General features: G+C 71.9%; 13 protein-coding genes. 9 read left to right on the top strand and 4 right to left on the bottom strand.

What is annotated here, in order from left to right; all coding sequences use genetic code 11:
* Positions 1 to 679: GTP pyrophosphokinase (locus tag DW299_RS02090; RefSeq protein ID WP_136035466.1), on the bottom strand; the 679-nt coding region annotated here is incomplete at its 3' end.
* 127 nt (positions 680 to 806) lie between these two features.
* Positions 807 to 1,883, bottom strand: coding sequence for a VanZ family protein (locus DW299_RS02085; protein ID WP_136035465.1), 1,077 nt, complete (start codon positions 1,881 to 1,883; stop codon positions 807 to 809).
* A 225-nt stretch (positions 1,884 to 2,108) separates the two neighbouring features.
* Between DW299_RS02085 and DW299_RS02080 the strand changes: the two genes are divergently transcribed.
* Positions 2,109 to 4,064, top strand: coding sequence for an APC family permease (locus DW299_RS02080; RefSeq protein ID WP_446724778.1), 1,956 nt, complete (start codon positions 2,109 to 2,111; stop codon positions 4,062 to 4,064).
* Positions 4,065 to 4,219: 155 nt separating this feature from the next.
* A complete protein-coding gene (locus tag DW299_RS18800) occupies positions 4,220 to 4,390 on the top strand; it encodes a hypothetical protein (RefSeq protein WP_168443057.1) in 171 nt (56 codons plus the stop codon).
* Between the two features lie 4 nt (positions 4,391 to 4,394).
* Here the strand turns inward: DW299_RS18800 and DW299_RS02075 are convergent, their stop codons facing one another.
* On the bottom strand, positions 4,395 to 5,801 hold the full coding sequence (locus DW299_RS02075; RefSeq protein WP_136035464.1) for an aminotransferase-like domain-containing protein: 1,407 nt from the start codon (positions 5,799 to 5,801) through the stop codon (positions 4,395 to 4,397).
* Between DW299_RS02075 and DW299_RS02070 the strand changes: the two genes are divergently transcribed.
* On the top strand, positions 5,800 to 6,750 hold the full coding sequence (locus DW299_RS02070; RefSeq protein ID WP_136035463.1) for a DMT family transporter: 951 nt from the start codon (positions 5,800 to 5,802) through the stop codon (positions 6,748 to 6,750). The two genes, DW299_RS02075 and DW299_RS02070, sit on opposite strands and share 2 nt — an antisense overlap.
* Positions 6,747 to 7,334 (top strand): GNAT family N-acetyltransferase, encoded by a 588-nt coding sequence (locus DW299_RS02065; protein ID WP_136035462.1) that lies wholly within the window; start codon positions 6,747 to 6,749, stop codon positions 7,332 to 7,334. Before DW299_RS02070 ends, DW299_RS02065 begins: the two co-directional genes overlap by 4 nt.
* 9 nt (positions 7,335 to 7,343) lie before the next feature.
* On the opposite strand, the gene DW299_RS02060 is transcribed toward DW299_RS02065, so the two are convergent.
* Positions 7,344 to 8,519 (bottom strand): SLC13 family permease, encoded by a 1,176-nt coding sequence (locus DW299_RS02060; RefSeq protein ID WP_240745290.1) that lies wholly within the window; start codon positions 8,517 to 8,519, stop codon positions 7,344 to 7,346.
* 190 nt (positions 8,520 to 8,709) lie between these two features.
* On the opposite strand from DW299_RS02060, the gene DW299_RS02055 reads away from it, so the two are divergent.
* The 5 genes from DW299_RS02055 to DW299_RS02035 form a co-directional block, all read left to right on the top strand.
* Positions 8,710 to 8,799: a potassium-transporting ATPase subunit F gene (locus tag DW299_RS02055; protein WP_136032743.1), complete on the top strand. Its 90-nt coding sequence runs from the start codon at positions 8,710 to 8,712 to the stop codon at positions 8,797 to 8,799.
* The gene (kdpA, locus tag DW299_RS02050) at positions 8,799 to 10,475 is read left to right on the top strand and encodes a potassium-transporting ATPase subunit KdpA (protein WP_136035460.1); all 1,677 of its coding nucleotides are present in this window, start codon (positions 8,799 to 8,801) and stop codon (positions 10,473 to 10,475) included. The genes DW299_RS02055 and kdpA overlap by 1 nt, the downstream gene beginning before the upstream one ends.
* Before the next feature lies 1 nt (position 10,476).
* On the top strand, positions 10,477 to 12,615 hold the full coding sequence (gene kdpB / locus DW299_RS02045; protein WP_136035459.1) for a potassium-transporting ATPase subunit KdpB: 2,139 nt from the start codon (positions 10,477 to 10,479) through the stop codon (positions 12,613 to 12,615).
* Positions 12,616 to 12,636: 21 nt separating this feature from the next.
* Positions 12,637 to 13,242, top strand: a complete 606-nt coding sequence (gene kdpC / locus DW299_RS02040; RefSeq protein ID WP_136035458.1) for a potassium-transporting ATPase subunit KdpC — start codon at positions 12,637 to 12,639, stop codon at positions 13,240 to 13,242.
* The coding region (locus tag DW299_RS02035) for a sensor histidine kinase (RefSeq protein ID WP_136035457.1) at positions 13,239 to 14,909 on the top strand (1,671 nt) is incomplete at its 3' end. The genes kdpC and DW299_RS02035, both read left to right, overlap by 4 nt.

Genomic DNA, 14,909 nt, shown 5'->3' with positions numbered 1-14,909 from the left:
GCGGGGGCGGCGGGGCGAGCTGCCGGCGCGGGACGCCGTGCGCCTCGCGGTGCAGGCGCTCCATGCGGCTGTCGAGCTCGGCGGCCGCATCCGCCGCGTCGGTCAGGCTCTGCACGAGGTGCGAGGGCACCTGGTTGGAGAACTTGTAGTAGATCTTGTGCTCCAGGCTCGCCCAGAAGTCCATCGCGATCGTGCGGAACTGCACCTCCACCGGCACCGAGAGCGCGCCGGTCGACAGGAACACGGGCACCTCGATGATCGCGTGCAGGCTCTTGTAGCCGTTCGCCTTCGGCTGCGCGATGTAGTCCTTCACGGTGCGCACGGTCACGTCGTCCTGCGCGGTGAGCAGGTCGAACAGCCGGTACACGTCGGCGACGAAACTGCACGTGACCCGCACCCCGGCGATGTCGGTGATCTCGGCGCGGATGCGCTCGAAGTCGGGCTCGTCGATCCCCTTGCGCGCGAGCTTCTCCACGATGCTGTCCGGCGACTTCAGGCGGCTCTTCACGTGCTCGATCGGGTTGTAGGCGTGGTCGTGCGTGAACTCGTCGCGCAGGATCGAGATCTTCGTCTCCACCTCCCGCATGCCGAACTCGTACTCGCGCAGGAAGCGCTGCAGCTGATCGCGCAGCTCCTTGGCCTCGCTGATCATGGCTTCGTCGACCGGGATCACGCTCATGGGATCGACGTTATCGATCCGTGATCGGAAAGCGCTGTGGATTATCACGGTCACGCGGGAGCGTCCGGCGCGTCCCGACCGAGCCCGGCCTCCCTCGCACGCACGATCAGCCGGTCAGGCCGACCGGTCACGCGGATGCGGCGGGCGCCTGCTCCTGCGGCTGCCGGGCGTCCTCCACGTCCTGCCCGGAGAGGAGCCCGGGGAGCCCGCGGCCGCGACGCGTGGTGAACAGCAGCACGACCGCCACCGGGTAGAGCACCGAAGAGATCAGGTCGAACGGGAAGCCGAGCAGGGCGAGCGCGCCGATGCCGCCGATGCCGCCCGCCCACCGCAGCAGGCGCGCGAGCATCATCGGCAGGCGCGAGCCGGTGTAGCGCAGCTGCACCGCGACATCGCCGACCGAGCGACCGGTGACGAGGATCAGAACGAGCCACAGGCCCGAGGCGGCCACCGTGCTCACCAGCTCCGACGCAGCGCCGTCGAGCACCGCCGCCCGGTCGTCCACGACGTACGCGAGCCAGAGCTGCACGGTCACGGCGACGACAGCGCTCACGAAGAAGTACGCCAGACCGTCGCACAGCATCGCCAGGGCCCGGCGTCCGCGCGTGACCGCGCGCGGCTGATCCGCATCCGCGGCGGCGCGCGAGCCGCGCAGGGCGCGCGGCACGACGAGTGCGAGCGTGCAGCCCACGACCGCGCCGATCGTGTTGGTCATCAGGTCGCCGACGTCGAAGAACCGGTACGCGCACGGGTACAGTCCCCACACGCCGGTCAGCTGCGTGGTCTCGACCAGCAGCGAGAGCCCGAGACCCGCGACCAGGGCGACCACGACCCCGCGGCCGGCCAGCACCCGCACGAACGCCCCGAGCGGGAGGAACAGCAGCACGTTGAAGGCCAGCTGCAGGAACGCCGGGTGACGCAACGGCTGGGGAGACGCGAACGCGCGCTGCAGATCGTGCACGACCGACATCGGGTCGATGATCGCGCCGACGCAGCGGATCGCGTCGGGGTCGGGCAGAGGCAGCAGCGTGTACGTCCAGATCGCCCAGAAGTAGATCAGGGCGGCGAGCCACAGCATCGTCCTCCCGAAGCTGAGCCTCCCGCGGCGGCGGTAGCTGATCGCGACGAACGGCACGAACAGCACGATGCCGACGGCCATTCCGATCGCGATCGCGATGACACCCAGAACGACCTGCTCCCCCATGGAGAACAAGGCTACGCGGTGCCCGTAAGGATTCCGTCAGGGTGCGGAATGCGACCGTAGGGATTCCGTAAGGATCTTGTGAGGGCGCCGCGCGCGGGCGTAGTGTCGCCGGACGTGTCAGAAGAAACCCGACTCGGCGCGGACGCGCCGCCGCGAGCGAAGCGCATCCTCATCGGCGACCCGCTGACGAGCGAGCAGGTCGACGAGCAGCTGCTCCCCAAGCGCATGGCGCTGCCGATCTTCGCCTCCGACGCGCTGAGCTCGGTGGCCTACGCGCCGCAGGAGCTCGTGATGATCCTGCTGATCGGCGGGCTCACGTTCCTGTCGTTCACGCCGCTCGTCGCGATCGCCGTCGTGGTGCTGCTGCTCGTGGTGGTGCTCAGCTACCGTCAGCTCATCAAGGCCTACCCCTCGGGCGGCGGCGACTACGAGGTCGCGTCGAAGAACCTCGGCGAGATCCCCGGCGTGATCGTGGCGGCGGCACTCCTGGTCGACTACGTGCTGACCGTCGCGGTGTCGGTCGCCTCGGGCGTGGACAACATCATCTCGGCCGTGCCGGGGCTCGACCCCTTCCGCGTCGAACTCGCGGTGGGCTTCGTGATCCTCATCATCATCGTGAACCTGCGCGGCGTGCGCGAGGCGTCGCTGGTGTTCGCGATCCCGACGTACGTGTTCATCGGCTCGGTCGGCATCATGATCGTCACGGGCCTGATCCGCACGGTCTTCGGCGACGCCCCCGTCGCGTCCAGCGCGGACTTCAGCGTGCAGGCGGAGAGCCTGAGCCAGGCGGCCGTCATCCTCCTCATCCTGCGCGCGTTCTCGAGCGGATGCTCCGCGCTCACCGGTGTCGAGGCCGTGTCGAACGGCGTGCCCGCGTTCCGGGCGCCCAAGGTGCGCAACGCCCAGTCCACGCTCGTGCTCATGGGCACCATCGCGATCTGCCTGTTCTCCGGCCTCACCGCCCTCGCGCTCATCACGGGCGTGCACTACGCCGAGAACCCGTGCGACCTGATCGGCTTCGACTGCACCACGCCGCAGCCGAGCCTGATGGCGCAGATCGCGGCCGCGACGTTCGGCGGCGGCAGCATCCCCTTCTTCATCGTGCAGGCGGCGACCGCGTGCGTGCTGCTGCTCGCGGCGAACACGGCCTTCAACGGCTTCCCGCTGCTGGGCGCGGTGCTCGCGCGCGACGGCTACGCCCCCAAGTCGCTCAACACCCGCGGCGACCGACTGGTGTTCTCGAACGGCATGATCCTGCTCGGCATCGCGGCGATCGCGGTGCTGGTGGTGTTCCAGGCCCGGCTGACGACACTGATCCAGCTCTACATCATCGGGGTGTTCGTGTCGTTCTCGCTCGGGCAGATCGGCATGGTGCGCCACTGGAGACGCGTGCTGCGCGCACCGGCGACAGGGCCGCGAGACGGCGCGGCGGCGACCGACCGCCGCTCGGCGAAGGTGGGCCTGCTGATCAACTCGGCCGGGGCGACCCTCACGGTGCTGGTGCTGGTCATCGTGACCATCACCAAGTTCACGCACGGCGCCTACCTGGTGTTCTTCGCGATCCCGGTGCTCGCGTTCCTCATGATCGGCGTGAAGCGGTACTACCGCGACGTGGAACACGAGATCGCGATCGACGACACCACCCGCTTCGGGGCGTCGGGCGACGTGGCGATCGTGCTCGTGAACCATCTGCAGAAGCCGGTCATGAAGGCCATCGACTACGCGATCGCCGCCAAGCACGACAAGACGCTCGCGGTGCACGTGGCCGTGTCGGCCGACGACGCGGCGGCGCTGCAGCGCGAGTGGGCCGAGCACCTCGTGCCGGTGCCCCTCGTGATCGTCGAGTCGCCGTACCGTTCGTTCGCGCAGCCGGTGACGCAGTTCATCCGCCAGTACCGCGAGAAGCACGGCTCCTCGGTCGTGACCGTGTATCTGCCGCAGTACATCGTGGGCCACTGGTGGGAGTCGTTCCTGCACAACCGGCGGGCACGTCGCCTCGCGAACCAGCTCATGCTGGTGCACGGCGTCTCGATCACCCTGGTGCCGTGGCTGCTCGACTCGTCCGAGCTCATCTACGGTCGCCGCTCCCGCCCGCTGCCCGGCCAGGAGCGCGCCGGTCGCCCAGTCGTGGTGTCGGGCCGACGCGCCCACCGCCCCGCCGGTCCCCCCTCGACGGACTGAGTCCGGCGGCTTCCGCGCGCGCCGGCTCAGCCGAGACCGCCGGGTCGAGGCCGCACCTACCATGCTCCATGGCAGTCATTTCGGATCATACTGTCGTCATATGAGGTAGTCTGGAGGGTGAAAGGAGCGCGCGCACTGCCCACGGGAGAAGAACGATGTATCTCGTGCTGGCTCTCGCCGTGATCAGCGCCGCCGGGAACGCGGTGGTCTACGAGTTCCTCTCAGGGGAGAATCCGATCTTCCTGCTCAACGTCGCGATCTCCCTGCTCGTCGCGGTCGCCCTGCTGTTCCCCGCGCTGCGCCGGAAGCTCTGGCCGCGGAAGTGAGGAGTCAGGACCCGTCGACGACGGCGCCGAGGATGCCCGCGGCCTCGGCGTACCGGGAGGGATCGGCGTTCGCGTAGGTGAGTCGCACGTACGCGCCAGCGGGCTCCGCCGGGAACCACTCTCCGCCCGGGGCGATGAGCAGGCCGCGGAGCTCGCACTCCCGCACGACCCGGCCGACGTCCGTCCCCTCCGGCAGCCGCGCCCACAGGTTCAGGCCGCCCGCCGGCACGTTCTCCACCGTCACCCCGGGCGCGTGCGCTGCGAGGCTCGACACCAGCAGGTCACGGCGCGTGCGCAGCTGTTCGCGGAATCCGCGCAGGTGCGTGCGCCAGGCCGGCTGCGTCACCACGTCGAGCGCCGCGGCCTGCAGCAGCCCGCTCACGTACATGCCCTCGGCAGCCCGGTCCACGAGGATCCGCTCGCGCGCCGGGCCGCGGGCGATCACCGCCGCCACGCGCAGCGCGGGCGAGACGCTCTTGGTGAGCGAGCGCACGTACACCACGTGTCCGTCGTCGTCGGCCGCGGCGAGGGGATGCGCGTCGGCGTCGATGCCGAGGTCGTGCGCCCAGTCGTCCTCGATGAGGAACGCCCCGTGCCGCCGCACGATCTCGAGCACCGCCTCCCCCGTCGCGGCCGACCAGCGTGCACCGCTCGGATTCGCGAACGTCGGCTGGGCGTAGAACGCCCGCGCTCCCGTCCGCGCGAACGCCCGCTCCACCTCGTCCGGGTCGGGACCGGCCGGTCCGGAAGAGATCGGCACCAGTGCGACCCCCGCCTGCTCCGCCGCCAGGAGCGCCCCCCAGTACGTGGGCGACTCGATCAGCAGCGGCCGCCCGGTGCCCACGACGGCCCGGAAGATCGAGCTCAGGCCGCTCTGGCTGCCGGCCACGACCAGCGCATCCCTGGGCGACGGCGCCGCGATGCCGGAGGGGACGGTCGCCGCCAGCTCCGCGGCGAACCACGCCTGGAGCTCGGGAAGACCGGCGGCCGGGGAGCGCGTCACCGCGGCGGGGGTGCGCGAGGCCCGGACGAGCGCCTGCCGAACCAGGCGCTCCGGCAGCAGCTCGGGCGAGGGATAGCCCGAGTGCAGGCCGATGACGTCCGGGGCGGCGGTGCGCTGCGTCGCGGAGAGACCCGAGGAGCGCATGGGGGCGGGGCCGAGCGCGGCGGTCTGCCAGCTGTGGTCCAGCGCTCTGGGGGCCCGCGCGGCCCGGACGAACGTGCCGACCCCCGGCCGCGTGTCGATCAGACCGCTGCGCGCGAGCTGCTGCACGGCGCGCTGCACCGTGACCGGGCTCGCCCCGTACTCGGCGACGAGCGCGCGACTGGACGGGAGCCGGGCACCGGGTGCGGCCGACGCCACCCAGGCACGCAGTCCGCGGACGATGCGCTCGGTGCTATCCTGACCCATGAAAGAACAGAGTAGCGCTACTGTCCTTCGTCCGACAGTGCTATCCGGATACGCAGGTGCCGCCTGGGGGCTCCTGGGCGTGATCGCCTTCTCCTTCACGCTGCCCTTCACCCGCGTCGCGGTCGCCGGACTCTCCCCCCTGTTCATCGGGTCGGCGCGCGCCGTGGTCGCGGCCGTCCTCGCCGCGGGCGTGCTCACTCTCGCGCGGTCCCGCACACCCACGGCCCGACAGTGGGCACGCCTCGCGGTCGTCGCGGGCGGCGTGGTCGTCGGCTTCCCGATCCTCACCTCCTTCGCCCTCACCACGACGCCCGGAAGTCACGCCGCGGTCGTGATCGGCCTGCTCCCCGCCGCCACCGCCGTCGCCGTCGTGGTGCGCACGGGAGAGAGGCCGGCGCGGTCGTTCTGGGTCTTCGCGGCCGCCGGCGCCGCGTGTGCCGTCGTGTTCGCCGTGGCACAGGGCGGGGGACTCGGCACCCTCCACGTCGCCGACCTGCTGCTCTTCGGGGCCGTGCTCGCCGCGGCCGTGGGCTACGCGGAGGGCGGCCTGCTCGCGCGCGAGCTCGGGTCGTGGCAGACGATCTCCTGGGCGCTCGTGCTCGCCGCTCCCCCGATGGCCGCGCTCGCTGTCGTCGCCGCCGTCGCGCAGCCGCCCGCCGCGACACCCGTGCAGTGGCTCGCGTTCGCCTATCTCGCCGCGGTCAGCATGTTCCTCGGCTTCTTCGCCTGGTACCGCGGACTCGCGATCGGGCCGATGGCGCAGGTGAGCCAGATCCAGCTCGTGCAGCCGGTGATGGGTATCGCGTGGGCGGGGTTGCTGCTGCACGAGCAGATCGGCTGGCCCACGGTCGCGGGAGGACTGGCCGTGATCGCCTGCGCGGCCCTCGCCGTACGCACCCGGCAGTCCGGGGTCGCGCGGCGCGGAGCCCGCCCTAGGCTGAGGGCATGACCGAAGGCGTTCCCTGGCCCGTCCGCACCCCCCGGCTGCAGCTGCGTCCGTGCACACCCGACGATCTCGACGCGATGTGGGAGTGGCGACGCCTGCCCGAGGTGAACCGCTGGCTGGGCCTCGCGCCCGACACGATCGAGGCGTTCCGCGAGCGCCACCTCGAGCCCGCCCGACTGGCGTCGCTGTACCTGATCGAGCGCCTGCCCGAGCACGAGGGTGACGCCCCCACCCCCATCGGCGACCTCATGATCCGCATCGAGGACGCCTGGGCGCAGCTCGAGGTCGCCGAGCGCGCGAAGGGCGTGGAGGCCGAGCTCGGCTGGGTGCTCGACCCCGCCTCCACAGGCCGCGGCTATGCGACCGAGGCGGTGCGGGCGGCGATCGAGGTGTGCTTCGGCCCGCTCGGCCTGCGCCGCGTTCACGCCGGCTGCTTCGCCGACAACGAGCCCTCCTGGCGGCTCATGGAGCGGCTCGGCATGCGCCGCGAGGAGCACAGCCGCAAGACCGCCCTGCACCGCTCGGGCGAGTGGCTCGACGGCATGAACTACGGTCTGCTCGCCGAGGAGTGGCCGGTAGGGAGCTGACCCCCGGCACTAGCCGGCGACGAGGGCCAGCACGGCGACCGCGGCGATCACCGTCGGCACCGCCGCCACCGTCCCCCACAGCATGAAGCGGCTCCAGCGGATCTCCACGCCGAGCGCGGTGATGCGGTGGTGCCACAGCAGCGTCGCGAGCGAGGCCCACGGCGTGATCAGCGGGCCGAGGTTCACGCCGATCAGCAGCGCCATGAGCGCGACGGGGTCGCCCGCCGCGGGCTCGAGCACGAGGTAGGCGGGGAGGTTGTTGATGGCGTTGGCGCTCACGGCACCGAGCGCCGCGAGCCGCAGGAGGTCACCGAACCCGTCGCCCGCGATCGGCGCGGTGAGCACGTCGAGCGCTCCCCGCGCGTGCAGCGTCTCCACCAGCACGAACAGCGCGGCGGCCAGCGCGACCGCCTGCCAGGGCACCAGTCCCCACCGCAGCGCCCTGCGCCGCCGCACCGCGAACACCGCCACGAGCGCGACCGCGGCGACCGTCGCCGGGATCCACACGTCGTGGCTCAGGGCGAGCGCGGGCATGAGCACCACGAGCACGCCCGTCGCGGTCCAGAACAGCACCGGATCGGCGGGGCGCCGGGGCGGGGGCGTGCGGTAGCGCGAGAACACGGTGCGCCGGTGCACGAGGGTGAGCAGCAGCACGGGGACGAGGATGCCGACGAGGGTCGGCGCCCAGCTCAGCGCGACGAACGCGGCGGGCCCGTCGCCGATCTGACGCGCCGCGAGCAGGTTCGTGAGGTTCGACACCGGGAGGGCCAGCGAGGCCGTGTTCGCGAGCCAGACGGTCGCCAGCGCGAACGGGATCGGCGGGACACCGATGCTCTGCGCGAGCACCACCACCACGGGCGTGACGATCACCGCCGTCGTGTCGAGCGAGAGGAAGACCGTGCTCACCACGGCGAGCGCGATCACGAGCAGCCACAGCAGCGCCACCCTGCCTCGACCCCACCGGGCGAGCCGCTGCGAGACCACGTCGAACACCGCCGCGTCCCGCGCGAGCTCCGCGACGATCGTGATCGCGACGACGAAGCCCAGCACCGGAGCGGTCCGCAGCCCGAGCGCCTCGGCGTCGTCGCTCGGCAGGAACCCGGTGACGACGCAGACCGCCGCGACCGCGACGAGGGCGAGCACCAGCACGGCCCCTGGCCTGATCCGGTGTCCGCGCGTCTCCACCTCGCGAGCATAGGGCCGACCGTGAGAAAGCCGCATGCATCGGCGGACGTGGCGTAGGGGAACCGTGAGGATCGACGGAGGCGGCGACGCCCGGGAGTTGGATCGGGGTCGTGCTCGACATCATCTACCTCGCGCTGACCCTCGCGCTGTTCGCCCTCGTGTCCCTCGTCGCGAAGGCGGTGGACCGCGCATGATCGTGTTCGAGATCATCGCCGCGGTGCTGGCCGTCGCCGCGATCGTCTACCTCGTCGTCGCCCTGGTCGCCCCGGAGCGGTTCTGATGGACGCGACGATCCTGTTCGGGGTGCTCCAGGTCGCGGCCGTCGTGGTCGTGCTCGTGCTGCTCTACCGCCCCCTCGGCGACTACATCGCCCACGTCTACACCTCCGCGAAGGACCTGCGGGTGGAGCGCGGACTGTACCGCGTGATCGGGGTCGACCCGCGCTCGGAGCAGACCTGGCGCGCGTACGCCCGGAGCGTGCTGCTGTTCTCGCTCGTGGGCCTCGTGCTCGTCTATGCGCTGCAGCGGCTGCAGGCGTTCCTGCCGGAGTCGCTCGGGCTCCCCGCCGTGCCCGAGGGCCTCGCGTTCAACACGGCCGCGTCGTTCGTCGCGAACACGAACTGGCAGTCGTACTCGCCCGAGCAGACCATGGGCTACACCGTGCAGCTGGCCGGCCTCACGGTGCAGAACTTCGTGTCGGCGGCGGTCGGCCTCACGGTCGCGATCGCGCTGGTGCGGGGTCTGTCCCGCCGCGGCTCCGCGACGATCGGCAACTTCTGGGTCGACCTGACCCGCGGGCTCGGGCGGCTGCTGCTGCCGCTCGCCCTTATCGGCGCGGTCGCCCTGCTGGCCGGCGGCGTGATCCAGAACTTCGCGGGCTTCACCGACGTGACCACGGTGTCCGGGGGCGCGCAGACGATCCCCGGCGGACCCGTCGCGTCGCAGGAGGCCATCAAGCTGCTCGGCACGAACGGCGGCGGCTTCTTCAACGCGAACTCCGCCCACCCGTTCGAGAACCCCACCGGGTGGACGAACCTGATCGAGGTGCTGCTGATCCTGGTGATCCCGTTCGCGCTGCCGCGCACCTATGGCCGCCTGGTGGGCGACCACCGCCAGGGCTACGCGATCGTCGCCGTGATGGGCACGATCTTCCTCGCCTCGACGGTCGCCCTCTCGGCACTGGAGCTCGCCGGCCGGGGCGCCGCACCCGAGCTCGCCGGAGCCGCGATGGAGGGCAAGGAGCAGCGCTTCGGGATCCTCAGTTCGACGCTGTTCGGCAGTGCCAGCACGCTCACCTCGACGGGCGCCGTCAACTCGATGCACGACTCGTACACGGCGCTCGGCGGCATGATGCCGATGCTGAACATGATGCTCGGCGAGGTCGCCCCCGGCGGGGTGGGCTCGGGGCTGTACGGCATGCTGGTGCTCGCGATCGTCGCGGTCTTCGTGGGCGGGCTGCTGGTCGGCCGCACGCCGGAGTGGCTCGGCAAGCGCATCGGCCCGCGGGAGATGACGCTCGCGAGCCTGTACATCCTCGTGGTTCCGGCGCTCGTGCTCGGCGGCACGGCCCTGAGCTTCGCGATCCCCGGCATCCGGGACGACGTGGAGTCCACGAGCATCCTCAACCCGGGCGTGCACGGCATGAGCGAGGTGCTGTACGCCTTCACCTCGGCCGCGAACAACAACGGCTCTGCCTTCGCGGGGCTCACCGCGAACACCCCGTGGTTCAACACGGCCCTGGGTGTGGCGATGCTGCTCGGCCGCTTCCTGCCGATCGTGCTGGTGCTCGCGCTCGCGGGGTCGTTCGCCGCGCAGGAGCGCATCCCCGCCACGACCGGGACCCTGCCCACCCACCGGCCGCAGTTCGTCGGCCTGCTCCTCACGGTGACCGTCGTGGTCACCGCCCTCACCTACTTCCCCGTGCTCGCACTGGGACCGCTCGCCGAAGGACTCTGACATGACCCTCCTCACCACGCCGTCCGCGCCCGAGAGCGCCGCGGCCCCCGCCCCCGCTGCGACACCGCGGTCGTTCGGCTGGTCGCAGCTCGTGCAGGCGCTGCCCGGCGCCGTCCGCAAGCTCAACCCCGCCACGCTCGTGCGCAACCCCGTGATGCTGCTCGTCTGGGTGGGCGCGGCCTTCACGACCGTGCTCGCGATCGCGGAGCCCTTCCTGGGCGGACCGGCCGACTCCGGTGGCTCGCCCGTTCCCCTCGCGTTCACGTGGGGCATCGCGGTGTGGCTGTGGCTCACGGTGCTGTTCGCGACCGTGGCCGAGTCGGTCGCGGAGGGCCGGGGCAAGGCGCAGGCCGCGAGCCTGCGCAAGACCCGCACCAGCACGATGGCCCGCCGCGTGGTGCGCCACGATCCCGCGGCGGATCCCGCGGCCGAGCGCGCCGAGACCGTGGAGGTGTCGTCGGCGGAGCTGCAGCGCGACGACGTCGTGATCGTGACCGCGGGCGAGCTGATCCCGGGCGACGGCGACATCGTGGCGGGGATCGCGACCGTCGACGAGTCGGCGATCACGGGCGAGAGCGCCCCGGTCATCCGCGAGTCCGGCGGCGACCGCAGCGCCGTCACCGGCGGCACCCGGGTGCTGTCCGACCGCATCGTGGTGCGCATCACGTCGAAGCCCGGCGAGACCTTCGTCGACCGGATGATCGCGCTGGTCGAGGGCGCGAGCCGTCAGCGCACCCCGAACGAGATCGCGTTGAACATCCTCCTCGCGAGCCTGTCGATCGTGTTCGTCGTGGTGGTGCTGGCGCTGAACCCGATCGCCTCGTACGCCGCCTCCCCGGTGAGCATCCCGGTGCTGATCGCTCTGCTCGTCTGCCTCATCCCGACCACGATCGGCGCGCTGCTGTCGGCCATCGGCATCGCCGGGATGGACCGCCTCGTGCAGCGCAACGTGCTGGCGATGTCGGGCCGCGCGGTCGAGGCCGCGGGAGACGTGACCACGCTGCTGCTCGACAAGACGGGCACGATCACGTACGGCAACCGGCGCGCGCACGAGGTGCTGCCGCTGACGGGCGTCGACGCGGAGGAGCTGCTGCGGGTCGCCGCCCTGTCGTCCCTGGCCGACCCTACGCCCGAGGGCGCCTCGATCGTCGAACTGGCCACCGCGCGCGGCCTCCGGGTGGAGGCGCCGGAGGACGCCGTGGTCGTGCCGTTCACCGCGCAGACCCGCATGAGCGGACTCGACCTCTCCGACGGCACCGAGATCCGCAAGGGCGCCGGCTCCGCGGTGTCGGCCTGGCTGGGCCGCGGGACCGACGCCGAGCTGACCTCCCTCACCGACGGTGTCGCGAGCAGCGGCGGCACACCCCTGGTCGTGGCGGTGCGCGCCACCGGCGAGGACGGGCGCGTGCTGGGCGTCGTGCACCTCAAGGACATCGTGAAGGACGGCCTGCGCGAGCGCTTCGACGAGCTGCGCAGCATGGGCATCCGCACGGTGATGATCACCGGAGACAACCCGCTCACCGCGCAGGCCATCGCCGCGGAGGCCGGGGTCGACGACTTCCTCGCCGAGGCCACCCCCGAGGACAAGCTCGATCTCATCCGCCGCGAGCAGCAGGGCGGGCGGCTGGTCGCGATGACCGGCGACGGCACCAACGACGCCCCCGCGCTGGCACAGGCGGACGTGGGCGTGGCGATGAACACGGGCACGTCGGCGGCGAAGGAGGCGGGGAACATGGTCGACCTGGACTCCGACCCGACCAAGCTCATCGACATCGTGCGCATCGGCAAGCAGCTCCTCATCACGCGCGGCGCGCTGACCACGTTCTCGCTCGCGAACGACATCGCCAAGTACTTCGCGATCATCCCGGCGATGTTCATGGGGGTGTTCCCGGGGCTCGCGGCGCTCAACATCATGCAGCTGCACTCGCCCGCGTCTGCGGTCACGAGCGCGATCATCTTCAACGCGATCGTGATCGTCTTCCTCATCCCGCTGGCCCTGCGCGGGGTGGCCTACCGCCCCGCGAGCGCCTCGCAGATCCTGCAGCGCAACCTGCTGATCTACGGCCTCGGCGGCGTGATCGCCCCGTTCCTCGGCATCAAGCTCATCGACCTCGTCGTGAGCCTCCTCCCCGGCTTCTGACCCCCGCGCGAAAGGCACACCATGTCCTCCACCACCCGCACCACGATGCGCACCGCCGGGGTCGCCGTCCGCGCGATGCTCGTGCTCACCCTCGTCCTCGGCGTCGGCTACACCCTGCTCGTCACCGGCATCGGCCAGCTGCTGCTCCCCGCACAGGCGAACGGCTCGATGCTGCCCGACGACCGCGGCAGCGCCCTGATCGGACAGTCCTTCACCGACGCCGACGGCGAGGCCCTGCCGCAGTACTTCCAGTCGCGCCCGTCCGCGGCGGGCGACGGCTACGACGGCACCGCCTCGGGCGGCAGCAACCTCGGACCGGAGAACCCCGACCTGGTCGCGTCGATCGCCGAGCGCACGGCCGAGGTCGCGGAGCGCGAGGGTGTCGACCCGTCCCTGGTGCCCGCCGACGCCGTGACCGCCTCCGGCTCCGGTCTCGACCCGCACATCAGCGTCGCCTATGCCCTGCTGCAGGTGCCGCGGGTGGCCGCCGCGCGCGACCTGCCCGAGGACGAGGTGCGTGCGCTCGTGGAGTCTAGGATTCAAGGGCGGGACCTGGGGTTCCTCGGCGAGGAGCGGATCAACGTCGCCGAACTCAACCTCGCACTGGACGACCGGGAGGGTGAATGAGCGCAGCGCGCACGGATCGCCCGCCGGAGCACCAGCGCCGGGGGCGCCTGCGCGTGCTCCTGGGCGCCGCCCCCGGGGTGGGCAAGACGTTCGAGATGCTCGCAGAGGGGCGGCGTCTGTTCGACGAGGGCCGCGACGTGGTGATCGCGGTCGTGGAGACCCACGGCCGGGCGGCCACCGCGGCCCTCACCGCCGGGCTCCCCGAGGTGCCGCGACGCGTGGACGAGCACCGCGGGGTGGTGCTGACCGAACTCGACCTGGACGCCGTGCTCGACCGCGCACCGGAGATCGCCCTGGTCGACGAGCTCGCGCACACGAACATCCCCGGCTCGCGCCACCCCAAGCGCTGGCAGGACGTGGAGGAGCTGCTGCGGGCGGGCATCGACGTGGTGACCACGGTCAACGTGCAGCACATCGAGTCGCTGAACGCCGTGGTGGAGAAGATCACCGGCATCGCGCAGCAGGAGACCATCCCGGATGCCGTGGTGCGTGCAGCCGACGAGGTCGAGGTGGTCGACCTCGCCCCGCAGACCCTGCGCGACCGGCTGTCGGCGGGCCTGGTGTATCCCGCGGAGCGGATCGACGCGGCACTGTCGAACTACTTCCGTCTGGGCAACCTCACCGCGCTGCGCGAACTCGCACTGCTGTGGCTCGCCGACGAGGTCGACAGCGCGCTGCGCAGCTACCGCGCCGAGCAGGGCATCGAGGGCTCCTGGCAGGCGCGCGAGCGGGTGGTCGTCGCGCTGACGGGCGGCCCGGAGGGCGAGACGCTGCTGCGCCGCGGAGCCCGCATCGCCGCACGGTCGGCCGGGGGCGAGCTGCTCGCGGTGCACGTGACCGCCCAGGACGGCCTGCGCGGCGAGACCCCGGGCGCCCTGGCTGCACAGCGCGCGCTCGTGGAGTCCCTCGGCGGCACGTACCACCAGGTGGTCGGCGACGACATCCCCGGCACGCTCGTGGAGTTCGCCCAGGGTGCCGACGCCACGCAGCTCGTGATCGGCGTGAGCCGCCGCGGCCGCCTGACGGCCGCGCTGACCGGACCGGGCATCGGCTCCGAGGTGATCCGGCGTTCGGGCGACATCGACGTGCACATCGTGACCCACGCGGCCGCGGGCGGGCGACTCGCGCTGCCCCGCATCACCGGCGGGGCGCTGGGGTGGCGGCGCCAGGCGCTCGGTTTCGGCGTCGCGCTCGTGTTCGGCCCCCTGCTGTCGTGGCTCATGTTCACCTTCCGCAGCCCGGAGTCGATCACCGCCGAGGTGCTCGCGTATCAGCTGCTCGTGGTCGTGGTGGCGCTGATCGGCGGCATCCGCCCCGCGGTGTTCGCCGCCGTGCTGTCGGGCATCACGCTCGACTTCCTGTTCGTGGCACCGCTGTTCACGATCACGATCGCGCATCCGCTGCACGCCCTCGCGCTCTCGCTCTACGTGGTCATCGCGATCCTGGTGAGCATCATCGTGGATCAGGCCGCCCGCCGGGCGAGGACGGCGCAGCGCGCGACGGCCGAGGCGGAGCTGCTGGCGGCGGTCGCGGGCAACGTGCTCCGCGGCGACAACGCCGTGCTGGCGCTCGTGAGCCGCACACGGGAGGCCTTCGGGCTCAGCGGCGTCCGGCTGCTCACGCCCGACGGGCAGGTGCTCGCCAGCGACGGCGAGCACCTGCCCGTC

The sequence above is a fragment of the Microbacterium sp. K35 genome (genome assembly GCF_004794375.1).
GTDB classification, from domain to species: domain Bacteria; phylum Actinomycetota; class Actinomycetes; order Actinomycetales; family Microbacteriaceae; genus Microbacterium; species Microbacterium sufflavum.
Note: the sequence above shows the minus strand (reverse complement) of the source record. Positions and strands in the feature narration are given on the sequence as shown.